The organism is Nonomuraea sp. NPDC050790 (assembly GCF_044456745.1).
Taxonomy (GTDB): domain Bacteria; phylum Actinomycetota; class Actinomycetes; order Streptosporangiales; family Streptosporangiaceae; genus Nonomuraea.
The window spans coordinates 117,253-141,464 of record NZ_JBITGF010000013.1 but is presented as its reverse complement, the minus strand read 5'-3'; the positions used below and the strand labels follow the sequence as shown (position 1 = coordinate 141,464).

15 protein-coding genes are annotated in these 24,212 nt (G+C 72.7%); 10 read left to right on the top strand and 5 right to left on the bottom strand.

Annotated features, from left to right (window positions below; all coding sequences use genetic code 11):
* Positions 1–26 precede the first annotated feature (26 nt).
* From ACIBEJ_RS46015 to ACIBEJ_RS46005, 3 genes are read left to right on the top strand one after another with little or no spacing between them, the layout of a single operon-like run.
* Positions 27–1,229, top strand: a complete 1,203-nt coding sequence (locus tag ACIBEJ_RS46015; protein WP_397189321.1) for an acyl-CoA dehydrogenase family protein — start codon at positions 27–29, stop codon at positions 1,227–1,229.
* Positions 1,220–2,371, top strand: a complete 1,152-nt coding sequence (locus ACIBEJ_RS46010; protein WP_397189320.1) for an acyl-CoA dehydrogenase family protein — start codon at positions 1,220–1,222, stop codon at positions 2,369–2,371. The genes ACIBEJ_RS46015 and ACIBEJ_RS46010 overlap by 10 nt, the downstream gene beginning before the upstream one ends.
* Positions 2,368–3,702 (top strand): acyl-CoA dehydrogenase family protein, encoded by a 1,335-nt coding sequence (locus ACIBEJ_RS46005; protein ID WP_397189319.1) that lies wholly within the window; start codon positions 2,368–2,370, stop codon positions 3,700–3,702. Before ACIBEJ_RS46010 ends, ACIBEJ_RS46005 begins: the two co-directional genes overlap by 4 nt.
* 77 nt (positions 3,703–3,779) lie before the next feature.
* Here ACIBEJ_RS46005 and ACIBEJ_RS46000 read toward each other — a convergent pair whose 3' ends face one another.
* Together ACIBEJ_RS46000 and ACIBEJ_RS45995 are read right to left on the bottom strand one after the other, a co-directional pair.
* Positions 3,780–7,439: a protein kinase gene (locus ACIBEJ_RS46000; RefSeq protein WP_397189318.1), complete on the bottom strand. Its 3,660-nt coding sequence runs from the start codon at positions 7,437–7,439 to the stop codon at positions 3,780–3,782.
* A gap of 50 nt (positions 7,440–7,489) precedes the next feature.
* A complete protein-coding gene (locus ACIBEJ_RS45995; RefSeq protein WP_397189317.1) occupies positions 7,490–8,083 on the bottom strand; it encodes a TetR/AcrR family transcriptional regulator in 594 nt (197 codons plus the stop codon).
* A gap of 155 nt (positions 8,084–8,238) precedes the next feature.
* Between ACIBEJ_RS45995 and ACIBEJ_RS45990 the strand changes: the two genes are divergently transcribed.
* The 5 genes from ACIBEJ_RS45990 to ACIBEJ_RS45970 all read left to right on the top strand — a co-directional run bounded on the left by ACIBEJ_RS45990 (position 8,239) and on the right by ACIBEJ_RS45970 (position 16,967).
* Positions 8,239–9,003 (top strand): nuclease-related domain-containing protein, encoded by a 765-nt coding sequence (locus ACIBEJ_RS45990; protein ID WP_397189316.1) that lies wholly within the window; start codon positions 8,239–8,241, stop codon positions 9,001–9,003.
* 123 nt (positions 9,004–9,126) lie between these two features.
* Positions 9,127–10,629, top strand: coding sequence for a TIGR02677 family protein (locus tag ACIBEJ_RS45985; RefSeq protein WP_397189315.1), 1,503 nt, complete (start codon positions 9,127–9,129; stop codon positions 10,627–10,629).
* Positions 10,626–11,756, top strand: coding sequence for a TIGR02678 family protein (locus ACIBEJ_RS45980; protein ID WP_397189314.1), 1,131 nt, complete (start codon positions 10,626–10,628; stop codon positions 11,754–11,756). Before ACIBEJ_RS45985 ends, ACIBEJ_RS45980 begins: the two co-directional genes overlap by 4 nt.
* Positions 11,756–15,754 (top strand): TIGR02680 family protein, encoded by a 3,999-nt coding sequence (locus ACIBEJ_RS45975; RefSeq protein ID WP_397189313.1) that lies wholly within the window; start codon positions 11,756–11,758, stop codon positions 15,752–15,754. The genes ACIBEJ_RS45980 and ACIBEJ_RS45975 overlap by 1 nt, the downstream gene beginning before the upstream one ends.
* Positions 15,747–16,967, top strand: a complete 1,221-nt coding sequence (locus tag ACIBEJ_RS45970) for a TIGR02679 family protein (protein WP_397189312.1) — start codon at positions 15,747–15,749, stop codon at positions 16,965–16,967. The genes ACIBEJ_RS45975 and ACIBEJ_RS45970 overlap by 8 nt, the downstream gene beginning before the upstream one ends.
* On the opposite strand, the gene ACIBEJ_RS45965 is transcribed toward ACIBEJ_RS45970, so the two are convergent.
* Positions 16,943–20,029: a bifunctional cytochrome P450/NADPH--P450 reductase gene (locus ACIBEJ_RS45965; protein WP_397189311.1), complete on the bottom strand. Its 3,087-nt coding sequence runs from the start codon at positions 20,027–20,029 to the stop codon at positions 16,943–16,945. The two genes, ACIBEJ_RS45970 and ACIBEJ_RS45965, sit on opposite strands and share 25 nt — an antisense overlap.
* Positions 20,030–20,084: 55 nt before the next feature.
* Between ACIBEJ_RS45965 and ACIBEJ_RS45960 the strand changes: the two genes are divergently transcribed.
* The gene (locus ACIBEJ_RS45960; protein WP_397189310.1) at positions 20,085–20,633 is read left to right on the top strand and encodes a TetR/AcrR family transcriptional regulator; all 549 of its coding nucleotides are present in this window, start codon (positions 20,085–20,087) and stop codon (positions 20,631–20,633) included.
* Positions 20,634–20,643: 10 nt separating this feature from the next.
* Positions 20,644–21,477 carry a DUF72 domain-containing protein gene (locus ACIBEJ_RS45955; protein WP_397189309.1) on the top strand — a complete coding sequence of 278 codons (834 nt, stop codon included), beginning with the start codon at positions 20,644–20,646 and terminating at the stop codon, positions 21,475–21,477.
* 4 nt (positions 21,478–21,481) lie between these two features.
* Here the strand turns inward: ACIBEJ_RS45955 and ACIBEJ_RS45950 are convergent, their stop codons facing one another.
* Together ACIBEJ_RS45950 and ACIBEJ_RS45945 are read right to left on the bottom strand one after the other, a co-directional pair.
* Entirely contained in the window at positions 21,482–23,248 is a 1,767-nt protein-coding gene (locus tag ACIBEJ_RS45950; protein WP_397189308.1) for a tetratricopeptide repeat protein, read from the bottom strand.
* Positions 23,249–23,261: 13 nt separating this feature from the next.
* Positions 23,262–24,155, bottom strand: a complete 894-nt coding sequence (locus tag ACIBEJ_RS45945) for an SIR2 family NAD-dependent protein deacylase (protein ID WP_397189307.1) — start codon at positions 24,153–24,155, stop codon at positions 23,262–23,264.
* Between the last annotated feature and the right edge of the window lie 57 nt (positions 24,156–24,212).

Here is a 24,212-nt window from a genome sequence, read left to right as displayed (position 1 = left end):
TACCGACCGGTCGGTAAGGTCGCGCTATGGACTTCGCCTTCGACAGCGTCACCGAGGACCTGCGCGAGCGCCTGCTCCGCTTCATGGACGAGTGCGTCTACCCGGCCGAGGCCGCCTTCGAGGAACAGGCCGCGGAGAGTGGCTGGAGCGCGCCGCCGCTGCTGGCCGACCTCAAGGACGAGGCCAGGAAACGCGGGCTGTGGAACCTGTTCCTGCCCGGCGACCACGGCGCGGGGCTGACCAACCTCCAGTACGCGCCGCTGGCGGAGATCATGGGCAGGTCGCCGGCCATCGCGCCGGTGGCCACCAACTGCGCCGCGCCCGACACCGGCAACATGGAGGTCCTCTCCATGTTCGGCAGCGAGTGGCAGCGCAAGGAGTGGCTGCGCCCCCTGCTGGACGGCGAGATCCGCTCCGCCTTCGCGATGACCGAGCCCGACGTGGCCTCCTCCGACGCCACCAACATCGCGACCTCGATCACCCGCGACGGCGACGAGTACGTCATCAACGGCCGCAAGTGGTTCATCTCCGGCGCCATGAACCCCAACTGCAAGATCTTCATCGTCATGGGCAAGACGGACCCCGAGGCGCCCTCACACCGCCAGCAAAGCATGATCCTGATCCCGCGCGACACCCCCGGCATGGACATCAAGCGCGGCATGCACGTCTTCGGCTACACCGACGCCGACCACGGCGGCCACGCCGAGATCGTCTTCGAGGACGTCAGGGTGCCCACCGAGAACCTCATCGGCGAGGCGGGCGGCGGCTTCGCGATCGCCCAGGCCCGCCTCGGACCCGGTCGCATCCACCACTGCATGCGGCTGATCGGCATGGCGGAGCGTGCCGTCGAGATGATGTGCAAGCGGGCGCTGTCCCGCACCACCTTCGGCAAGCCGGTCGCCCAGCAGGGCGTGGTCCAGGACTGGATCGCCGAGTCCCGCATCAAGATCGAGCAGTTGCGGCTGCTGGTGCTGAAGACCGCCTGGCTCATGGACACCGTCGGCAACCGCGGCGCCCACACCGAGATCCAGGCCATCAAGATCTCCACGCCGATCACCGTGGAGTGGATCCTCGACAAGGCCATCCAGGTCCACGGCGCGGGCGGCGTCTCCCAGGACTTCCCGCTGGCCGGCCTGTGGGCGGGCGCCCGCTCGCTCAGGTTCGCCGACGGGCCCGACGAGGTGCACAAGCGTTCTCTTGCCTACCGGGAGCTGAAGAAGTGGATGTAAGGGACAGGATCGCCGCCCTGCTCGCGACAGCCGACCCGGCCGACCGGCTGGGCTTCCTGCGAGCCCGCTTCGACGCCGGACTGGCATGGGTGCACTTCCCCGAGGGCCTCGGCGGCCTCGGCGCCCCCCGCGACCTGCAGCAGGTCGTGGAGAAGGAACTCGCCCACACCCCGCAGCCCAACCTCGGCCTGCAGGGCATCGGCCTCGGCATGGCCGCGCCGACCATCCTCGCCTTCGGCACCCAGGAGCAGAAGGAACGCTTCCTCCGCCCCCTCTACACCGGCGAGGAGATCTGGTGCCAGCTCTTCTCCGAGCCCGGCGCCGGATCCGACCTGGCCACCCTCGCCACCCGCGCGGTGCCCGACGGCGACGAATGGGTCGTCGACGGCCAGAAGGTATGGACCTCCGGCGCCCACCACGCCCGCTGGGGCATCCTCGTCGCCCGCACCGACCCCGGCGTACCCAAGCACCGCGGCATGACCTACTTCGTCTGCGACATGACCGCGCCGGGCGTCGAGGTACGCCCGCTGCGCCAGATCACCGGTGAGGCCGAGTTCAACGAGGTCTTCCTGACCGGCGTACGCCTGCCCGACGACCTGCGCCTCGGCGAGATCGGCGACGGCTGGCGGGTCGCCCAGACCACGCTCATGAATGAGCGCGTCGCCATCGGCGGCAGCCCGGGCCGCCAGGGCGGCGGCATGATCGGCGTCGTCTCCGAAACCTGGCGCTCCCGCCCCGACCTGCGCACCCCGGAACTCCACCAGCGCCTCCTCAAGCTCTGGGTGGAGTCCGAGGTGACCCGCCTGTCCGCGGTACGCCTGCGCGAACAACTCGCCGCCGGACACCCAGGCCCCGAGGGCTCCGGCATGAAGCTCTCCTTCGCCAAGCTCAACCAGGAGCTCACCGGCCTCGACCTGGAACTGCGCCGCGACCTCGGCTACGACGACTGGTCGTTCCGCCGCTCCGAGGACGTCGACATGCTCGGCCGCGGCCCCGGCTACCGCTACCTGCGCGCCAAGGGCAACTCCATCGAGGGCGGCACCTCCGAGATCCTGCGCAACATCGTCTCCGAGCGGGTGCTCGGCCTGCCCTCCGAACCCCGTGTCGACAAGGACGTGCCCTGGAAGGACCTGCCGCGGTGACCACTCTGCTGTACACGGAGGTCGAGGAGGAACTGCGGGCCGCCGTCCGCGCGCTCCTGGCCGACCGCTGCCCGCCGCCCGCGGTGCTGAAGCGCGTGGAGTCCCCCGCGCCTTACGACCTGGACCTGTGGAAGACGCTCGCGCGCGAGATCGGGGTGGCGGGCCTGCTCATCCCCGAGCAGTACGGCGGCGCCGGCGCCTCGGCCAGCGAGGTGGCCGTCGTCCTGGAGGAGCTGGGCAGGGCAGTGGCCCCGGTCCCCTTCTTCACCAGCGCAGTCCTGTCCACCCACGCCCTCCTAACCACCCACCCAGAAGGACCAACCACCAGCGCACGGGACACCACCCTTGCACCGGACACTAACGACGCTCCGGGAACCAGCGGCGCACTAGGCGCCAGCGGTTCGCCAACCACCGGCGGCGCGGCGGCCACCAGCGGGGCACCGACCGGCAGCGGCGCGGCGGCCACCAGCGGTGTGTTGGACGCGGGGGTCGCCCTGCTCGGCGAGCTGGCCTCCGGCGACACCACCGCCGCGCTCGCCATCCCCTTCACCGCGACTCCCTACCGCCCGCCCGCCGCCACCGTGGAGGTGACCGGCACCGGGAGCCTGCATGGCGCCCGGGACGTCTCCGGTGCGGGGGACTTGTCCGGTGCGGGGGACTTGTCCGGTACCGGGGCTGTGCTCGGCGCCGGGGAGGCGGCCGGTGTGACGCTGACCGGCACGGTCGAGGACGTGGCGGGGGCGGAGGTGGCCGATGTGCTGCTGGTCCCGGTGAGTGGGTCGCTCTACCTGGTCGAGGCGGCACATGCGCAGGTCAACACGCGTCCCTCGCTGGACCTGACCAGGCCCGTCGCCACCGTCACCTTCGCAGGGGCGCCCGCCAGGAACCTCGGGGCGTGCGACCTGGGCGAGGTGCTGCGGTTCGGGGCCGGGCTGATGGCCTCGGAACAGTTGGGCGTGGCCGAGTGGTGCCTGGAGACCACGCTGGCCTACGTGCGCGAACGCCACCAGTTCGCCCGTCCGATCGGCTCGTTCCAGGCGATCAAGCACCGGCTGGCCGACCTCTGGCTGGACGTCGTCCGCGCCAGAGCCGCCGCCCGCAACGCCGCCGCCGACGGTTCCGCTCTGGCGGTCGCGGTGGCCCAGGCGTGGAACGCGGGCGTGGCCGTACATGTGGCTGAGGAGGCGCTGCAGTTGCACGGCGGGATCGGGATGACCTGGGAGCACCCCAACCACCTCTACCTGAAGCGCGCCAAGGCCACAGAGATCGCCCTCGGCACCCCCGGCGACCACCGCGCCGCGCTGGCCGAACTGGCTGGCCTCCCAGGCTGAGGCCACCAGAGCTGGCAAGGCTGCCTGGGTGTCTGGCAAGGCGAGCAGTGAACCTGTCCAGGTGACAGGTACGTGAGTTAGCAGACCTGGCGGGGTGTCAGGCCGGGGAGGTAGCGCGTCCAGGCGGTTGGTGGGAGTTCGCCGTCCTGGGCGCAGATGCTGCGCAGGGCGCGCTCGGGGTCCACGGGGACGGTACGGCGTTGGCCGTCGGCGCCGATCGCCAGGATGTCGGCGCCCTGGGCCAGGACGGGCTCGGCGATCTCCACGGGCTGGCCGAGCCTGTTGCCTGTGCCGACGTCCCAGAGGGTCAGGCCGTCCTGTCCGGCGGCGGTCAGTACGGCTCCGTCCGGGGAGAACATTAGGGCGCGGACCCGCTTGCCCGTCGCGAGCGGTGGGCCGAGGGGAGCGCGTAGGGCGGTGTCCCAGAGGGTGATGTGGCCGAGTGTGTTGCCGGTCGCCGCGATCCTGCCGTCGGCGCTGAAGGCGACCACGCCTGCGGCCTTGCCGTTCGCGTTGGGGACCGATGGGGAGGCGGTCAGGGGGTCCACGGTGTAGACGCGCTCGTCGCCGTACGCCACCAGCAACTGCCCGTCCGGCCGCCACACCAGCCCGGGACCGGTCACTCCGGCCACGCGGCGCACCTGTCCGGCGGCGTGCAGTTCGATCCAGTCGGGGGAGGCGACCGCGAGCGTCCTGCCGTCGGGGGAGTAGGCCAGGCCGGAGACCGGGGAGGAGCTCAGCGTGCTGATCCTGCTGTTCTGGGCCAGGTCCCAGACGTCCACATCCTGGGCGCCGGGGGTGGCTACGGCCAGGCGCCCGCCGTCCCAGCTGAACGCCATGAGCGTGGCGGTGCTCGGCAGGGTGGCGGTGAGTCGGCCCGATGACGGGTCCCAGAGCGTGATCGCGGTGCCGTCGGCCACGGCCAGCGTCCGGCCATCCCTGCTCAGCGCCCTGGTGCCCGGTCCGAACGACGGCTGGGCGGTGGCCGGGACCGCGTAGGTCCGCACCCGGCCGCCCACAGTTACGTGACGCACCCCGTACGGCCCCGCCACCGCCACCCGGTCCGCCGCGTCCCGCCGCCCGTTTCCGGTCCCCCGGTTCGCTGCGTCTCGCTGCCCGGTTCCCGCCGTGGAGTCCTCGGCGCTGTGTGCCTGTGGTGAGAAGCCGCTCGCCTGCGATGAGCCGCCTGTCTGTGCGGCGTCGCCTGCGTGCGATTGATCGCCTGAGTGCCGGGAGGAGGTGCCGCGTGCCTGCGAAAAGGAGGTGTCACCCGTTTGCGAAGATGCGTCGCCTGTGCGGGGAGGGGAGGCGTCGCCGGTTGGTGGGGAGGGGGTGTCGCGTGTCTGCGTCGTGTCGCTTGGTTGTGGGGAACTGTCGCGGATGTGGAGCATGCGGTGCCAGGTCGTGGTCTGCCAGATGGTGACGCCGTCCTGGGTGCCCTGGGTGAGGAGGCGGCCGTCGGGGGAGTGGGACAGCGACGTGGCGGTGGGGCCGAGGTCCGCAAGGGTTCTGCCGCTGGGCACGTCGTGGACGCGGGTGCCCGAGGGCCCCGACAGGACGACCGTCGTGGGGTCGAGCCCGAACGAACCGGTCGTGACGGCGCCCCGCAGCGTGTCCAGCCAGGGCAGGTCGAGCTTGGCGCCGTTCTCCCAGATCTCGGGTGGTTTGGGGGCGACCACCCGGTTGGCGACCGAGGTGATCAGCACTCGCCGCCCGTCGGTGCTCAGCCTGCTCATCGGTCGTGACATCACCTGGCCGCCGTCGCCACGCCACAACACCCCCAGGCCCGACTTGTCGGTCGTGGACAGGATGTCGCCTTGGTAGGACAGCGCCAGCGCCGCCTTCACCGGCAGCGAACGCACCAGCACCCCCGAACGCGTGTCGAACACCCGCACATCACCCGTCGTGGCCACGGCCAGAGTGGTGCCCGCCGGGTTCAGCGCCGCCTGCCGGGCCGACCGGCCCGCGCCTCTGATCTCCATGACCAGCGTCTTGGACACCGGGTCCCACACCCGCGCCGTGCCCCCGCGCACCGCCACCAGCCAGCGCCCGGCCTGGTCGAAGGCATAGACGGAGTCGGCCCCCGCGTCGGGATCGGCGAACACGTCGCGGACCGGGTCCGTCGCCGCCGCCATCAGCGCCGAACGCGCCTCGGCCACCGGCGCCAGCCGCCACGCCGCCGCGCTGAGTTGCCGCGCCGTCACGGGTTCGCCGGCCCGCAGGGAGCCCGCCGTTCCGGCCAGCGCCTTTGCGGTGGTTTCGGCCAGCGTGTGCGTGGCCGTACCGGCCTGCCAGACCGCCACTCCCGTGGCGGCCAGCGCGCCGACGAGCAGCAGCGCGAGCACGCCCGCCACCACTCCTCGCCGCCGCGCCCTGACCACGGCCAGCCTGGTTCCGGCCGCGACAAACTCCCTTTCCGTACGGCCAGGCCGCCCGTCGGCCGCCCACTCCAGAACCGTGCTCAGCCGCTCGCCCTGCGGCAGATCCGCCGGGCGGCGTCCTCTGCGATGCCAGGCATCGGCCGCCTCGGACAGGGCACGCCGGCCCGACTGCCCGGCCCGTTCGTCCTCCAGCCACTCGCGCAGTCGCGGCCAGGCCCGTGTCAGCGCCGAGTGGGCGAGCGTCACGGTGCCGCCGTCGGGCCGGTCCTGGCCGGGGGTGGTGTGGAGGAGCCCGGCATGGACGTACTTCTGGATGACCCGCGCGGCGGCGGGCCCGGCGAGCGGGTCGGCCTGGGTGGCGGTGGAGGCGTCGGGCTGAGTGCCGGTGTCCGGGTTGATCAGGTGGAGGAAGATCGAGGGGGTGACGTCCTGTTCCGCTTGGGTCAGGCTCGTGTAGACCTGCTCGGCCAGTTCGCCCAGCGATGGCTCCGGTGTGGAGGTGCGCAGGCCGCGGGCGGTCTCGGCGCCCTCGGCCAGCGGGTCGCCGGCGCCGTCGAGCAGCTTCAGCAGCAGGTCACGGGCGGACGGCCGCCGATCCGGGTCCTCGTCGAGCGCCTGGGCCACCAGATCGCGCAGCGGCGGCTCCAACCCCGCCAGCAGTTCGGCAACCCCGAGGGCGGCACCGGCCTCCGGGACGGCGCCGGCCTGTGGGACGGCGCCGGCCTGTCGGGTTGCGCCGGACTGCGGGGTGGCGGCCTGGGGGGTGACGGTCTGGGGGGTGGTGGTGTGAGGTGTGGCGGTCTGGGGAGTGTGGCGGATCTCTCCGATCTCTTTGCCGGTGGCCGCGAAGAGCGTGAGGCGGCCCCACGCCTCCACATCGGCCTCCGCGGGACGTTCGGAAGCAGGCAGCCCATCGGACGAAGCCAGCCCGAAGTCGATCACCCGAGGCCCGTCGGGCCCGAGCAGGACGTTGTCAGGCGTGAGATCCCGGTGCACCACGCCCGCCTCATGGATCGCAGTCAAGGCAGTGGCGACGGCGGTGGCCAGCCGGCGCAGGTCGTCCCCCTGGTAAGGCCCGGACTCGCCCACCTTGACCCGCAGGCTGGGCCCGGCGACGAACTCGCTCACCACGTACGAAGTCCCCCCGTCCACCCCATGGCCCAGCACCCGGGCCACACAGAACCCCCGCACAAGGCAGGCCGCCTCGACCTCACGAAGGTCCGGCGGAGCGTGCAGCGCCTTGAGCGCGTACCGTTCGCCGTCGTCGTCGTAGGCCTCGTAGACCACACCCTGGCCGCCGCTGCCGAGGCGTCCGGCTATCCAGTAGCCGCCGAGGTGTTCGGGATCCGTCTTCACAAAGACTTAGATGATGCGCATATTTCGGCAGTTGTCCATGGGTGAGGGGGTCACGGCTTGAGCGAGGTGAGGAGCAACTCGGCGAACTGGCGGCCGACCTCGGCCCCCGACAGCGGCCCGTCGGTGTGGTACCAACTGCCCAGGTGGTGCACCGAACCGAAGAAGAAGTCCACGACGATCTCGGCCTGGATGTCGTCGCGGAAGAGCCCTTCGCGCTGGCCCTCGGTGACGAGGTCCCGGAAGCGCTCGTGGTAGCGTCGGCGCTCGGCCCGCACGCTCTTCTGCGTCTCCGGGGCCAGCAGGTGCATCGACCGGAAGAAGATCTTGGAATCGTCGAGGTTGGCGGTGGTGGTCTCGACCACGTCCGCGGCGGCGTCGCGCAGCCGTTCCACGACCGGGCGGCGCTCGTCGGCGATCTGCGTCAGCCGTTCCATCTGCATCCGCAGAACCCGCGCGTAGATCTCATGCAGCAGGTCATCCTTGGAATCGAAATAGTGGTACATGGCGCCCTTGGTCACTCCGGCGGCGGCCACGATCTCCTGCACCGATGTGCTCTCGAACCCGCGCTCGGCGAACAGCCTCGTCGCCTCGCCGAGCAGCCGCCGGCGTACCGGCTCATCCTTCCCCGTCACGAACCCCAGCATACCGACTGGTCGGTTGAGCGTCTCGTGCGTGATTCGCGGTGCTATTTCCCTCACCTTAGGGTGGCCTTTGTTTGATATTGGGTATCACGTGACCTGGCGAGGGATCTCCGGCGTGGCAGATCCAGGTTTTTCCTAGCGACTCGGGGAGTTTTGCCGTGCCTGGTGGCTCGATCTATGTGCAGCAGGACCCGAAGTTCACGGGGTCGTCGCCCCAGTGGTACTACGAGAAGTATTGGAGGGAAGACACCAGAAACCGCAGGCGCAACCGCGCGATCAAGGCGGCCGTCGGCTTCGCGGCCGGCCTGGCCCTGGCGATCCGCTTCGATCTGCCCTTCCCCGCGGTCTACGCGCTCGGCCTGGCCGGCGTCGTGGCGGCGGCCGACTGGTACTGGTACTGGGCGCAGTTCCGCGCCACCGCGGTCTGGCGAGGACGCCGGCGCGGTGAGGCGATCACCGGAAAGGCGCTGCGCCGCGCGCTGACCAAGCACGGCTACCGCGTGCTGGACGGCCGCGCGATCCGCGGGCAGGCCTCGATCGACCATCTGGTCATCGGTCCCGGCGGCGTGTGGATCATCGACAACGAGTCGTGGAGCCCGGACACCGAGATCGCCTCCTATGGCGGCCGGCTGTTCTTCGGCGAGAAGTTCGGCACCAAGGTCGCCAAGAGCATGGTGGAGACCGGCAACGCGTTCGCCGAACTCCTCACCAAGGAGACGGGCATCCCGGTCACGATCACCCCGATGATCGCGGTGCACTGCGGGATGATGCCGAGAGGCGGCCTGCTCACGGCCGAGGGCCTGACCCTGCTCAAGCCGCACCTGGCGCCCCGCATGATCCGCGCCACCTCCTCCGCGGCGCTGAGCACGACCCAGGTCGAGCTCCTGGCCCGTATCGCGGCCAGGGAACTCCACCGGATGTGAGCCCGTCAGCGCCGCCGCCGCGGCGCTCGACCGGTCCATAGCACGGAGCGCGGTTGATCGCATGATGGATACGGTGCGGGTCAATCGGTGTGCCACCCGTGGGGAATTGTTCACACTAGACCTATGGCTCCCGGTCCCCAGCAACCGCAGGCGTTCGCTCACCTGAGCGCGCCCAACGCCGCGTTCTACCGGGAGATCCTGGTGGCGTTCGCGCGGGCCAAGGAGCGGTTCGTGGTCCACCTGCGGCCCGAGGAGGTCGCGGCGGAACTGCGGCGCGACAGCGACGAACAACTGGCCCAGGCGCTCAGGAAGCTGGTCGAGTGGGGCAACCTGCGCGCCGACGCCGACACCGGCAGGGTGTCGTCGGTGGAGGACTTCCACCGCAAGCGGCTGCTGTTCCAGCTCACCGCCGCCGGCCAGGCCGCCGAGCAGGCCATCGCCTTCTACGAGGAGGCGATCGGACGGCGGGGCCAGCTCCAGGCCGTGGCGCTCGGCGACATCGCCGACCAGCTCCAGGCGCTGGTCGCGCTGAGCGGGCAGGAAGACCCCGACCCGGCCGCCGTGCACCTGATCCTGATCTCGCTGGCCGAGCGGTTCGCGTCGCTGGCCGACAACGCGCGGGCGTTCATGGCCTCGCTGCGGCGCGCGATCGACTTCGCCGACGGCGACGTGGACGGCTTCATCGCCTACAAGGAGCGGCTGATCGACTACATCAACCGCTTCATCGCCGAACTGGCCAACTCCGGGGCGCGCATCGCCAGGCTCCTGCTCGAACTGGAGGAGCTCGGCCAGCACGCGCTCCTGGAGACGGCCGCGCGGCGCGAGGCCGCCGACGCGGTGCCCGACGACGGCGACGCCGCGGCCGAGTACGCCAAGGTGCTGGCCGGCTGGGAGAACAGGTGGCGCGGCCTGCGCGACTGGTTCGTCTCGCGCGACGCCGGCCACCCGTCGCAGGCCCGGCTGCTGCGGCAGTCGGCGGTCACCGCGATCAAGCAGCTCATCGACACCGTCGGCCTGCTCAACGAGCGGCGATCGGGCCGCTCCGACCGCTCGGCCGACTTCAGGACGCTGGCCAGGTGGTTCGCCGAGGCGCCGGACGAGGCGTCGATGCACCGGCTCTGGCGGGCCGCGTTCGGGCTGTCGCCGGCCCGGCACCTGACGATCCCGCCGCAGGAGATCGCCGAGGTCCCCGCCTCCACTCCCTGGGCGCAGGCGCCGCCGATCCGGATCTCGCCGCAGCTTCGCCGTACCGGATCCTATGAACGGCGCGGCAGGCCCAACAAGGTGGCCGACCGCTCGCAGGCCCGCCGGTTTCTGCTGGAGCAGGCCGAGCGGGAGGCGGCGCAGACGGCGGCGGCGCGCGAGCGGCTGCGCACGGAGGGACCCGTCCTGCTCTCGCGGCTCGGCGTGCTGGACCCGATGGCGTTCCGGCTGTTCCTGGGGCTGCTCGGGGACGCGCTGTCGGCCCGAGGGCCGCACGACACCGAGGTGAAGACCACGACGGGCGACGGTTCGATGGAGGTACGGCTCACGCTGGTGCCGGAGGGCGGGATGGTCGCGATCGAGACGGAGGACGGGGTGCTGACCGGCCCCGAGCACGTGATCGAGATCACGGTGGTCGCGTGACTCCGGAGGAGGAGCTGGCCCAGGCCCAGGACGCGCTGCGCGCCCTGCTGATGAGCCCGTTGCTGCGCGACCCGGAGAAGCTGGTCCTGGTCCGGCGGCACACCGCCGAGCTGCGCGACTGGCTGACCAGGGAGACCGGCTGGCGGCTGGTCGTGGACTCGGAGTCGGCGCGGCTGTTCAAGGCGGTGCCCGACACCCTGGACGCGACCCGGCCCGCGCTCGGCAGGGCGGGCGAGCCGTTCGGGCGGCGCCGTTACGTGGTGCTCTGCCTGGCCCTGTCGGTGCTCGAACGCGCCGACGCCCAGACCACGCTCGGCAGGCTGGCCGAGGAGGTGCTGGAGGCGGGCGCCGAGCACGCGTTCACGCTGGACAGCAGGGCCGAGCGCGGCGACCTGGTGGCGGTGGTACGCACGCTGCTGGGCTGGGGCGTGCTCGACCGGGTCTCCGGTGACGAGGAGGCGTACCTGGCCGAGACCGGCGACGTGCTCTACGACGTGCGGCGCAAGGTGCTGGCCGGGCTGCTGACCGGGCTGCGGGGGCCGTCCACGATCACCGCGGAGTCCTTCGAGGAACGGCTGGCCGAGCTGACGGCCGAGCCGTACGCCGACACCGACGACCTGCGCAACCAGGCGATGCGCCGGAAACTGACCAGGTGGCTGCTGGACGACCCCGTGCTGTACTTCAAGGATCTGTCGGCGGACGAGCTGGCGTACCTGACCTCGCAGCGGCACGCGATCATCCGCAGGATCGAGCAGGCCACGGGCCTGGTCGCCGAGGTCAGGGCGGAGGGCATCGCCATGGTCGACCCCGACGACGAGCTGACCGACGTGCGGCTGCCGGAACAGCGCACCGACGGCCACGTCACGCTGCTGGTCGCCGAGCGCCTGGCCACGCTGGGCAGCGCCTCGATCGACGAGCTGAAGGCGTTCGTCAGGCAGGCGGCCGCCGCGCACACCTCGTTCTGGCGCAAGGGCGTCACCGACCCGGGCGCCGAGGACGGCCTGCTGGCGGTGGCGCTGGGCAAGCTCACCGCGCTGCGGCTGGCCACCGTCGAGGAGAGCCGGGTCACCGGCCTGCCGGCGATCTCCCGGTACGCGCTCGCTCCGCCTACGGTCAAGGGGAACTGATGCTGCCCACCCCCGGCGCGGAGCGCTGGAAGCCGCTGCGCGCGGGCCTGATCGACATGTTCTACTACGACGTCGAGGAGTTCCACTTCCACGACGGCCGCCTGCTGCTGCGCGGCAACAACGGCACCGGCAAGTCGAAGGTGCTCGCGCTCACCCTGCCCTTCCTGCTGGACGGCGAGCTGACCTCGCACCGGGTCGAACCGGACGGCGACCGGCAGAAGCGCATGGAGTGGAACCTGCTGCTCGGCGGCAAGCACCCCCATCCGGAGCGGCTCGGCTACACCTGGCTGGAGTTCGGCCGCCGCACCGCCGACGGCGGGGAGGAGTTCCGCACGATCGGCTGCGGGCTGAAGGCGGTCAGGGACCGCGGCGTGGTCCGGCACTGGTTCTTCGTCACCCCGCAGCGCGTGGGCGCGGGGCTGAGCCTGCTCTCGCCCACGGGCGTGGCGCTCACCAGGGAGAACCTGCGCGAGGCCGTGGACGGCCACGGCATGGTCTACGACCGGGCCGCCGACTACCGCCGCGCGGTGGACGAGGCGCTGTTCGGGCTGGGCGAGCACCGCTACGAGGCGCTGGTCAACCTGCTGATCCAGCTACGCCAGCCGCAGTTGTCGAAACGCCCGGACGAGAAGCTGCTGTCCAGGGCGCTCACCGAGGCGCTGCCCCCGCTCAGCTCGACGCTGCTGGCCACGGTCGCCGACGCCTTCCGCGGCCTGGACGAGGAACGCGACGCGCTGCGCGGCCTGGACGAGGCGCGCAAGGCGGCGGCCCTCTTCCTCGACCACTACCGCACGTACGCGGCCACCGCCACCAAGCGCAAGGCGGCGGGGCCCAGGAACACCCAGAGCCGCTACGAGAGGCTGGGCCGCGACCTGGCCGAGGCGGAGCTGCGCCAGTCGGCGGCTGAGGCCGAGCTGGAGTCGGTCGACGACCTGCTCAGCGAGCTGGCCACGGAGAAGAACCTGCTCGACGCCCGCCGTACGGCGTTGCAGCAGAGCCCGGAGATGCGCGACGCGGAGCGGCTGGACCAGACGCGCGAGGAGGCCGGACGGCTGGCCGAGCACGCCCGGCGCACCGGCGAGGAGCTGAGCCGCGCCGACGGCGAGACCGGGCGGCTGGCCCGCAGGGCCGAGACGGCCCGCGAGAAGGCCGCGCGGGCGCAGGAGGAGCACGACGCGATCAGGCGCGCGGCCGTGGACGCGGCGGGCCGGGCGGGCGTCGAGCCGGCGGAGTCCAGGCGCGAGGCGGAGAACGCGGTGGCCGGTCAGGAGCACGCCCTCGCCCAGATGGAGCTCCTGCTGCGCGCGGTGGCGGACGCCGGCGCCGGGGTCGCCACCGCCAGGACCGAGGTGGACCGGCTGACCGGCGAGCTCGCCGAGGCGGCCGAGACGATCGCGCTGGCCGGGCAGGTGGCCGCCGAGCGGGCCGCCGAGCTGCTGGAGTCCTACGCCGGCTACCTCGCCGGGCTGAGCGAGCTGTGGGTGACCGACCGCGACGAGGTGCTGGCCGCCGTGCGCGACTGGGCGGAGAACGCGGCCGGACCCAACCCCGCGGCCGCCGCGCTCGACGACGCCTTGCGGCACGCCGCGGCGGCCCTCGCCAGGCGCGAGACCGAGTTGGACGCCGACCTCGACGCCGCCAGGACGGCCGCCGACGAGCTGGCCGTGGAGATCGCCCGGCTGGAGGCCGGCGGCCACGACGCGCCGCCGCCCCCGCACACGCGCGCCCCGCGCGGCGACACCCGGCCGGGGGCACCGCTGTGGAAGGTCGTCGACTTCGCCGACGGGGTGCCCGCCGACCACCGCGCGGGCCTGGAGGCCGCCCTTGAGGCCGCGGGCCTGCTGGACGCGTGGGTGACCCCGCAGGCCGAGCTGATTGCCGGCGACGCGGTGATCCTGCGCGGCAGGGTGAACGGGCCGTCCTGCGCGAACGTGCTGCGCCCCGCGATCGACCGCGCCGACCCGCAGGCCGCCTCGCTCGACGAGGCGATCGTCCTCGGCGTGCTGGCCGGGATCGGGCTCGGGCCCGGCTCGCCGACCTGGGTCGCCACCGACGGCCGCTGGGTCAACGGCCTGCTGGCCGGCGCCTGGCGCAAGGCGAGCGCCGACCACATCGGCGAGGGCGCGCGCGAGGCCGCCCGCCGCGCCCGCCTGGCCGCGCTCGCCCAGGAACTCGCCGACGCCACGCTGCGGGCCGACGACCTCGACCGCGACAAGCAGGATCTCGCGGTACGGCAGGCCGTCCTGGCCGCCGAGCACCGCGCCCAGCCCGCCGCCGCCCCGCTGCGCGAGGCCCACGTGAAGCTGGCGGGAGCCCACGACCGCCGCGCGACGATCCACGAGCGCCACCTGACCGCCTCCGCCGTGCTGGCCGCCAGGCAGGCGGAGCTCGACGCGGCCCAGGCCGGGGCGGACGAGTTCGCCGCCGACGTGGGGCTGCCCGCCGAGCTCGGGCCGCTGGGGGAGATCAGGGCGGCGCTGGCCGAGTACCGGCTGGAGCTGGCCAGGTTGTGGCCGGCCGTACACGCGCTGAGCACGGCCCGCGAGACCGAGCGCGAGGCCGCGCAGGAGGTCGAGCTGGCGGCCGGGCGGCTGGCCGAGACGGCGCGGCTGGCCGCGGAGGCGGGCGAGCGGGCGCGGGCCGCGGCCGAGGTCTACCGCTCGCTCGCCGAGACGGCGGGCGCGGCGGTGGAGGAGCTGTTCCGCCGCCTGGAGGAGGTACGGCAGGAGCTGCGCGACCGCGACCGGGCCGAGTCCGACGCCCGCGCCAGGCAGCAGCGGCTGGCGACCGAGCGCGGCAAGGCGGAGGGCGTGCGCGAACGGCTGGCCGGCGAGATCGTCGAGGCCACGCGGGCCAGGGACGAGGCGGTGCGCGACTTCCGCGCCTTCGCCGCGACCGGCCTGCTCAGGATCGCGCTGCCGGGCCGCGACCTGCCCGACCCGGCCGCCACCTGGTCGGCCACGCCCACGGTCGTCCTCGCGCGGGCGGTCAACGCCGACCTGGAGGCGGTCGACGACGGCGACGCCCCCTGGGAACGCGTGCAGCGGAAGGTCGCCGACGAGCACAAGCTGCTGTCCGACGCCATGGCCAGGCAGGGACACTCGGCGGGCCTGACCGTCACCGAGGGCGTCATGATCGTCGACGTGACGTTCCAGGGGCGGGCCCGCGACATCCCCGACCTGGTGTCCGCGCTGGCCGAGGAGACGGCGGGCCGCGCCAGGCTGCTGTCGGCCAAGGAGCGCGAACTGCTGGAGAACCACCTGCTCAACGAGGTCGCCGGAACGCTGCACGAGCTCATCGCGGCGGCCGAGACCGAGGTCGGCAGCATGAACGAGGAGCTCCAGTCGCGTCCCACCTCCACCGGCATGCGGCTGCGCCTGGTGTGGAAGACCGCCAGGAACGCCCCCGAGGGCCTCGACCGCGTACGCGGCAAGCTCCGCCAGACCGTGGACGCGTGGTCGCAGGAGGACCGGACCGCCGTCGGCTCCTTCTTGCAGGAGCGGATCGCCAGGGAGCACGCCGACAACCCGGCGGCGGGCTGGAGCGAGGCGCTGACCAGGGCGCTGGACTACCGGGCCTGGCACGAGTTCGCCATCCAGCGGCTCCAGGAGGGTCAGTGGCGGCCGGCCACCGGGCCCGCCTCGGGCGGGGAGCGGGTGCTGGCCGCCTCGGTGCCGCTGTTCGCCGCCGCGTCGGCGCACTACAAGTCGGCGGGCAACCCGTACGCGCCGCGCCTGGTCGCGCTGGACGAGGCGTTCGCGGGGGTGGACGACGACTCGCGGGCCAAGTGCCTCGGGCTGCTGGCCACGTTCGACATGGACGTGGTGATGACCAGCGAGCGGGAGTGGGGCTGCTATCCGCAGGTGCCCGGTTTGGCCATCGCCCAGCTCTCCCGGCGCGACGGCATCGACGCGGTCCTGGTCACGCCATGGCGCTGGGACGGCAGGGAACGCCGCCGGGCCGAGCGGCCCGAGCCGGGAGGGCTGGGCGGTGAGTGAGCGGCTGGCCCGGCTTCTGGGTGGGGACGAGCTGGCCTGGCTGGTGGACAGGGCGCGTACCCGCATGGAACGCGGCAGGCCGCTGACCGGCTCGGTCTCGCTGACCGGCGCCACGCACGGCCAGCGGCGGGCGGTGGAGATCCTGCTCGGCCGCCGGGCCGGGGCGGGCGCCTCGCTGTCGGTCTCGCTGGAGGAGGTCGACCGGGTGCTGCGGGCCAGCGGCGCCTGCGACGGCCTGGCCGAGGCGGTCGCCGTGCTGCGCGGGCCGGTTCGCGACCTGACCGCGCTGGCGGCCGAGCGCGAGGCCGCCTGGCGTGCGGCCTTCGCCACCCTCGACGCCCACCTGTCCGGCCGGAGCGCCTCTGATGGCCGGGCTCTGCTGGGGTGGCGGGGGTGGCTGGACTCCTCCGGGCTGGTACGCAGGCTCGCCCCCGAGCCCGCCGGCGCAGGGCTTCTGCTCGACCGGCTCGTCGCGGTGCTGGCGCGGCTGCCGTCCGCCGGGGTGCCGATCGGCCGGCTGGCCGCCGAGACGTGCGGTGACGCCCACGCGCTGGACGACGGCCGCCCGGTCGCCACCCTCGCCCTGTCGGCCGCGCGTGCCCTGGCGGGCCTGCCGTACGCGGCGGAGGGCGGCGCCGACGCCAGGCGCGCGGCCTGGGCGGCGGTCGGCGTGCACCTGGACGAGCTGTCCTCGCTGGTGCTGAGTCTGGGCCTGCCCGGCGACCCCGTGCCGGGCGAGCCGCACGTGCGCACGCTGCGCCAGCTACGCCGCGCCGGGCCGCTCGCCGCGGGCCTGGTGCGCCTGTGCGAGAACCCCGTCGTGGTGGCCGCCGCCGCGGACGAGCTGGGCGCCGCCTGCCCGCCCCTGGTCTGCGTGAACGGCCGGCCGTCCGCGGCCGTCTGGCGGCTGCTCGACCTGCTGGCCGAGGGCGGCTCGACGTTCGCCTACCACGGCGACTTCGACTGGGGCGGCGTCGCGATCGCCGCCGCCGTCCACGAGCGGGCCGGGTTCACGCCCTGGCGCTACGACGCCGCGGCCTACCTGCGGGCCGGCCGCGACGCCCCGCTGGCGGGCCGCGCCGTGCCCACGCCCTGGGACCCGCCGCTGGCCGAGGCGATGCGGCGGCGGGCCGTGCGGGTGGAGGAGGAGCTGGTCCTGTCCGACCTGCTCGGCGACCTCGCCGCGGATCAGGCGAAGACGTCCTGCTGGTAGCGGCCCTCGGCCTCGAGCGCGGCCAGCCACTCCTCGCCCGGCCGCCCGGTCTTGGCCCGGTGGATGGCGAGGAAGGTCTCACGTACGGCGGGCGCCATCCGCAGGCCGTCGCCGCAGACGTACACGTGGGCCCCCTGCTCCAGCAGCTCCCAGACCCGGTCGGCCTGTTCGGCCAGCGCGTCCTGGACGAGACGGCCGTCGCGGGCGGAGAAGGCGACGTGCGCGTCCGGCGCCCACGCCGCCACGTCCTCGCGGTAGAGCCAGTCGTGGCCGGGATGACGGCAGCCGGTGAACACCAGGGCGGGCCCGGTGGCGCCACGCAGCGCGCGGTCCTCCAGGAAGCCGCGCAACGGGGCGAACCCGGTCCCCGGCCCCACCATGATCACGGGCGTCGCCGGGTCCGAGGGCAGGCGGAACGGCGGCGCGGGCACGCGTACGTAGCCGTAGAACACCTCGCCCTCCGCCAGCCCCGCCAGGTACGCCGACGCCATCCCCCGGTACTCGCCCGCACCCGACCAGGCCGCGCCCTCCACCAGCCCGACCGTGATCCGGATGCGCCCCGGGTCGGCCAGCGGCGAGGAGGAGGCGGAGTAGTAGCGCGGCCTGATCGGCCCGGCCAGCTCCAGGAAGGCGGGCAGCGGCAGCTCGATCGCCGGGAAGCGGTCCAGCAGCGTCAGCACGGAGACCCGCTTGGCCAGGATCTCCTCGGCGTAGTCCGCGGTCAGCTCGCCGAGCTGCCGGGTGGTCCAGGGGCAGGCGGTGTGCGCGGCCAGCGTGGACAGGTCCGCGCGGGTGGCGACCTGCTGCAGCTCCACGAAGTCGGTCAGCAGCAGCCCGGCCGTGACCGGGGTGTCCAGCGGGAGGTGGGTGGCGGCCTGGGCGCGCAGGCGTACCACCTGGTCGCGGGGGAGACGCAGCACGCGCAGCGCACATTCCACCAGCTCGGGGTCGTTCTTGGCGAAGACCGCCAGGTGGTCGCCCGCGGCGTATTCGACGCCTTCCGGGAGTTCCGCGACGATCGACCGCACGCCCGCTCGCGGCGCCTCCTTCGAGAAGTCCCACAGGCCCGACGGGTCGCCGGTCAGCTCCTCGTTGGAGACCACGCGCAGCGGCACCGCCCGCTCGGAGACGACCGCCGGCCGTACCTCCGCCTCGGTGAGGACCTCCATGGTGTAGCGCGGCCCGGCCGCCTCCGCCGAGGCCGCGTACTCCTCGGCGAGCGCCGTCCACAACCGCGCCGTCCACGCCGAGACGTCCCCGTCGAAGTCGCCGTCCGCGTCCGCCTCACCCCTCTCGACCAGGGGTACGGCTCCCGCCGCCACCAGCTTGTCGAAGGCCCGGCGCGGGAAGTCCTGGTAGGTCGGCCATTGGGTGTTGCCGCAGCCGAGCACGGCCAGCCGTACGCGGGAAAGGTCGGGAAGCTCTCCCAGCGCGTCGAAGCGCTGGGCGTTGTCGGGCGCCCGGCCGTTGTAGGACGAGGCGATCACCAGCAGCAGGCCCTCGGCCGGGGGCCGCAGGTCGTCGAGCGTGGTCAGCGTCGTGGAGAAGCCGGCGCGGCCGGCCCGCTCGGCGAGGCGTTCGGCGAGGTCGGCGCAGGTGCCGAGATTGGAGCCGTAGGCGACGGTGAGCGGGGTGCCGGTGACCGCGAGGTCCTGCCGGTGTTCGTGCCGCTCGGTGACGGGTTCCTGGGCGGCGCCGCGCTCGTGCGGGCGGCGCTCGCGGACCCGCACGGTGAAGCCGTCCGGCTTGAGGGTGAGGGTCTGCTTGGTCCGGATCTTGTACGCGGTGGGATCGGACACGGCGAAGCGGCGCAGGACCATGGCGAGCGCGAGCCTGGCCTCGGTGAGGGCGAACTGGCGGCCGATGCAGGCGCGCTCGCCGTTGCCGAAGGGCTTGTATGCGGATTTATGGTGATTTTTGCGGTTTTCGGGGAGCCAGCGGTCGATGTCGAACTCCTCCGGCCGGTCCCAGCCCTTCGGGTGGCGGTGCAGCGACGGCAGCACGATGACGGCCTGCTGACCCGCCCTCACCGGATAGGCGCCCCCGATCTCCGTGTCCTCGAACGCCGTCACCGAGAAGGCCGGGATCGGCGACCACACGCGCAGCGTCTCCTCCAGGACGCGCGGGATCACGTCCAGCTTCATGATCGCCTCGTAGGTCGGCGGGGCGTCGCCCGGCAGCAGGGCGTCGACCTCGGCGTAGGCCCTGGCCAGGGTGTGCGGGTCGCGCAGCAGGTTGTACAGGGCGAAGGAGAGCAGGCCGCTGGTCGTCTCGTGCCCGGCGATGAGGAAGGTGATGACCTGGTCGCGGATGTTCGCCTCCGACAGCCGCTCGCCGGTGCGCGGGTCGGTCGCCTCCATCATGAGCCCGAGCAGGTCGGAGGCACCGCTCGGCCGCTTCGTGCGCTGCTCGATGACCTCCTCGACCAGCGCCCGCATGGTCTGGATGTCGCGCTGGTAACCCTCCTCGCGCTTGCGCAGCATCCTGGTCACCACGGGCGGCTGGCGCAGGCGCAGCATCGCCTCGGTGAGCGCCGAGCCCATCGCGCGCAGGAACGGGTGCAGCTCGGGCCGGTCGAAGGAGCGGAAGCGGTAGCCGAAACCGGTCAGCGAGATCGTGTCCAGGGTGAGCCTGGTCATGTCGTCGGCCACGGGCAGGTCCTGGCCCTGGCGGGCGGCCCAGGAGTCGATGAGTTGGTCGGCGACCTCCAGCATCTGCGGGAAGTAGGCGCGCATCGAGCGCTGGCCGAAGGCGGGCATCAGGATGCGGTGCGCGTGGCCCCAGGCGGGCTCGTCGTGCCGGGCGGTGAACAGGGCGTCGCCCGCCAGGTCGCGCAGGAACAGAAGCGGCGGCTCGATGCCCTTGTAGAAGCGGCTCTCGTCACAGAGCTCCCCGACGAGGTCGGGATCGTAGACGAACAGGACCTCGCGGCCCAGGAGGTCGAGCTGGAACAGGCCCTCCTCGTAGCGGGCGGCCAGCTCGTCGAAGTAGGCGGCGGGCGCGTGCGCCGGGACCTGAAGCGTGTTGCCGAGCAGGGGCAGACCAGGCGGTGAGGGGATCATCGGTCACTCCAAGGGGTCAGCCATACACCGTATGGCGGACGCTACCATACGGCGTATGGCAGTGAGCGCGCGGAGGGGTGCCCCTCTGACCCGGGAAGAGATCTACGCCGCGGCGTGGCGGCTGATCGACGCCGACGGCGTGGAGGGGCTGTCCATGCGCAAGCTCGCCGCCGAGCTGGACGTCAACCCCATGTCCCTCTACCACCACGTCGAGAACAAGACCGCGCTGATGCAGGAGATCTGCCTGCGGGTCGGCACCCAGCTCGCGCCGCCGCCCGACGACGGCCTGCCCTGGCAGGACCAGATCCGCGCGCTCGGCGACGCCTACCGCGAGCTGGCGCGCCGGCACCCGTCGCTGTGGCGCTACGTGTTCAACAACCCCGAGGTGATGAGCACGCGGCGGGGCGGGATGTGGGACGTCTTGCACCGCCTCCTGCGCCTGGCCGGGGTCCCGGAGGAGGACGTGCCCCGGCTGGCGGAGATCCTCAGCTCGTTCGTCAGCGGCTTCATCTTCTCCGAGTCGACCGGCGGCGTACGTCCCGACGCCTGGGACGACGCCGTCACGTTGCTGATCGGCGGGCTGGAGGCGTACACGGGCCGGTAACGTCGGACATATGGATCTACACGTGGGATGCGCGATGTGGAGTCACGCCCGATGGGGGCTGCCCCAGGAGGACCGGCTCGGCTCCTACGCCACCTGGTGCAACGCCGTCGAGGGCAACACGACCTTCTACGCCACGCCCTACCGCGCCACCGTCGAGACCTGGGCCGCGCAGACCCCGGCCGGCTTCCGCTTCGTGGTCAAGCTGCCCAGGACGATCACGCACGAAGGACGGCTCGGCGATGTCGGCGACCACGTCCGCGCCTTCCTGCACGCGATCGAGCCGCTCGGCCCGCGCGCCCACGCGCTGTGGGTGCAGTTGCCCGGCTCCTTCGCGCCGTCCGACCTGGCCGTGCTGGCCACGTTCCTGCGCCGCATGCCCGCCGCCTACCGCTACGCGGTCGAGGTACGGCACCGCGCCTTCTTCGACCACGTCCCGTCCGCCGCGAACCTGGAGCGGCTGCTCGGGGAGCTGGACGCCGAATGGGTGCCCTTCGACACCGTCACCCTCTTCGAGAGCCCGCCGACCAGCGACGCCGAGCGGGAGGCGTGGACCAAGAAGCCCCGCGTGCCCCGCCGTTCGCAGGCGCTCACCGCCCGCCCGATCGTCCGCTACCTCGGCCGCGACGACACCGCCAGAACCGTCGAAGGCTGGCGGTTCTGGGTCGAGACGACCGCCACCTGGCTGCGCGAGGGCCGCTCGCCGACCGTCTTCGTCCACACCCCCGACAACGACGCGGCGCTGACCCTGGCCCGCCGCTTCCACGACGACGTGCGCGCCGAACTGCCCGAACTCGCGCCCCTGCCCGAACCGGTCGCCGACGAGCCGCCGCTCACGCTGTTCTGAGCGCTCAGCCCTGTTCGAGCTCGCGCAGCGCCGAGCGGGCGCGGGCCTCGTCGCCGGGCGTCAGGCCGCCGAGCGCGAGCGCCTGCCGCAGGTCCGCGACGGCCCCGCCGACCTCCCGCAGCGCCCTCCTGACCAGCCCGCGCTCCACGTAGCCGGACGCGAGCGCCGGACTCAGGTCGAGCGCCTGATTCAGTACGGCTTCCGCGCGCACCAGCCTGCCGAGCCGCCACAGCGCCCTGCCCAGCTCCACCCGCAGCTCCGCGTCCTCGGGGAGCTGGGACGTCGCGAGCCGCAGCAGCTCCTCCGCCGCGGCGAAATCGGACATGGCCAGATAGATCCGCCCCAGCTCGCCACGCATCCTGGCCGCCGAGCGCTGGTCATCGATGATCTCGAACTCGGAGCAGGCGGCGTCGAAGCTCCGCACGGCCGCGGGCAGGTCGCCCTCGGCCTTGGCGATGTTGCCGTGCAGCGCCATCGCGTGGGCCCGGCGCAGGTCGTCGCCCGCCTGCTGGTAGCCGTCCGCGGCGACCTCGGCGAACCTGCGCGCGGAGCCGAAGTCGCCCACTCCCAGCGCGGTCTCGGCGGCCGCCCGGTAGTCGGCGGGCAGGCCGGGGCCCGGCTCGGCCCGCCGTACCGTGACGGCCTGGCGGGCGACGGCGATCAGCCGGTCCTGCGAGAGCTGGTACCACACGGCGTTGGCCCGCGCCTCCGTCGTCAGCACGTGGCGCACGACCAGGGCGTCGGCGAGCGCGTTGGGCATGTCGGCGGTCATCGTGATGCCGCGGTAGGCGGTGCCCCTGGTGCCGTGCTCGGTGATGAACGTCTCGGCCAGCCACGACCTGACCGCCTGCTCCCGCTGGCCGGTCTCGTCGGCGGCGGCGCGTACCGCCTCCAGGTAGAAGTCCGCCATCACGTGCGCGGCGTCGCCGCCGGGCGCCCAGTGCGCGGCGGTGATCACCTGGAGGTCGTCGTCCAGGGCCGCCCACAGCCGGTGGCACTGGATCTGCAACGACAGCGGCTCGACCCGGTCGGAGACGATGGTCTCGGTGCGGCCCAGGCGGTCGGTGTAGGTGACCGTGCGCAGCGCGTCGACCAGCCCCTCCGCCGCGCCGGGCGCGAAGCCGCGGGGGGTGCCGCGCAACGGCCCGGTGACCGCTTCGACGGCGTCCGGCCTGGTCAGCCCCTCCAGCCGGAGCTGGACCGGCGCGTACGGCAGCTCCGCCTCCACGACGCTGAGCTGGCCCAGGCACTCGTCCCTGATGACGATCAGCAGGTTGACCGGCAGCTCCCTGAGCACGGCGCCCAGCCCGCGCAGCAGCTCCAGACGGTCCTCGTTCTTGCCGGGCACCGAGGTGAACAGCTCTTCGAACTGGTCGATCGCGATCAGCAGGTTGGAGGCGCCCTCGGCGTGCGGGCGCAGGAAGTCGAGCAGCTCGGTGCCGGGATCGGGCACCTGATCCGGCCCCGACCACGTGCTCAGGAGGGCGTACCTGTAGGCGTTGTACGGCGTCGCCATCGCCAGCGGCTGCGCGGACTGCCGGGCCACCCGGCCCACGGGGAGCACCTTGATCTGCGGTTCCCTCGGCAGGCGCGGCAGCACGCCCGCGTTCAGCAGCGAGCTCTTGCCGACCGCCGACGGTCCCTGGAGCACGGTGACCCGCTCGGCCAGCCACTCGCCCGCGACCTGGTCGGATTCCGTCTGCCGCCCGAAGAACCGCGCCTCCTCCGCCCTGCGGAAGGGGCGTGGGCCGACGTACGGGTTGTCGGTCATCAGCCTCACCCGGCTACACCAGCCTCTGGATTAACGATTCTGGAGTCTCCCACAGAACCCGTATCTTCTGTGCCTCGAAGTAGCGATTGGTGTACTCCCGCTCGGTCTCGGTGAGTTGCGGCCGGAGCATCTGCACGCTGATGTGCTCGCGCATCTGGCTGTGGCTGAGGTCGCGGGTGAGCGTGCGGAACAGCACCAGCAGGTTCCAGTCGCTGAGCGAGTAGCCGAGGAACAGGATCGGCATCGTCCGCAGCATCCGCCGGACCTCACGGGGCAGCACCTGGACGCCGCTGCCGCGGTTGAGCGTGGTGTTCTGCGTGCCGTCCGCGAGCCGCGCGCCGAAGTCGATGTAGTCGTCGTCGGTCAGCACGAGGGACTGCGGCAGGCTGTGGTGCCCGTGCAGATGGAACACCAGCGGACGCTTCGCCGTGGGCGCATACCGCGCGGACCTGAACGGACTGGCCGTCCAGTCCTCCGGGTCACGGGAGAACCACTGGCACAGGTCCCGCTCTGGCTCCTTGTCCTGCTGCCGAAGAGCCAGGTACATGAAGTCATCGTAATTCGTCGTCACGTACAGGGGGAGCGGGTATTTCGCCAACAGGGCGTGCAGCGGGTATCGGTCGGCCGCGCTCGGTGTTGTGGCGCGGGAGAATTCCTCGTCCACGAAAGCCTGCTTCAGCCGGGTGCCATCGCCGAAACGCATGGTCGCGCCGAATTGCATGACGGTGGACAGGTTTCGCGCGCCGGGCAGGTCGCAACCCAGCTTCTCCGCCCATTTGGCGGCGAGCCGGCCGCCGAGCGGCAGGTGTTCGGCGCTGACTCCGGCTCCGAGAAAAGGGATGCAGCGGCCGTTCTTGAGATCCTCGACTAGTAGGTCCCAAACCTCCGCATATCGGTCAGCGGTCAAGGTCTCTCACGTTATCCCTTATGTCGTATTGCCCTTGCCAGCATTGTGTTACAGACA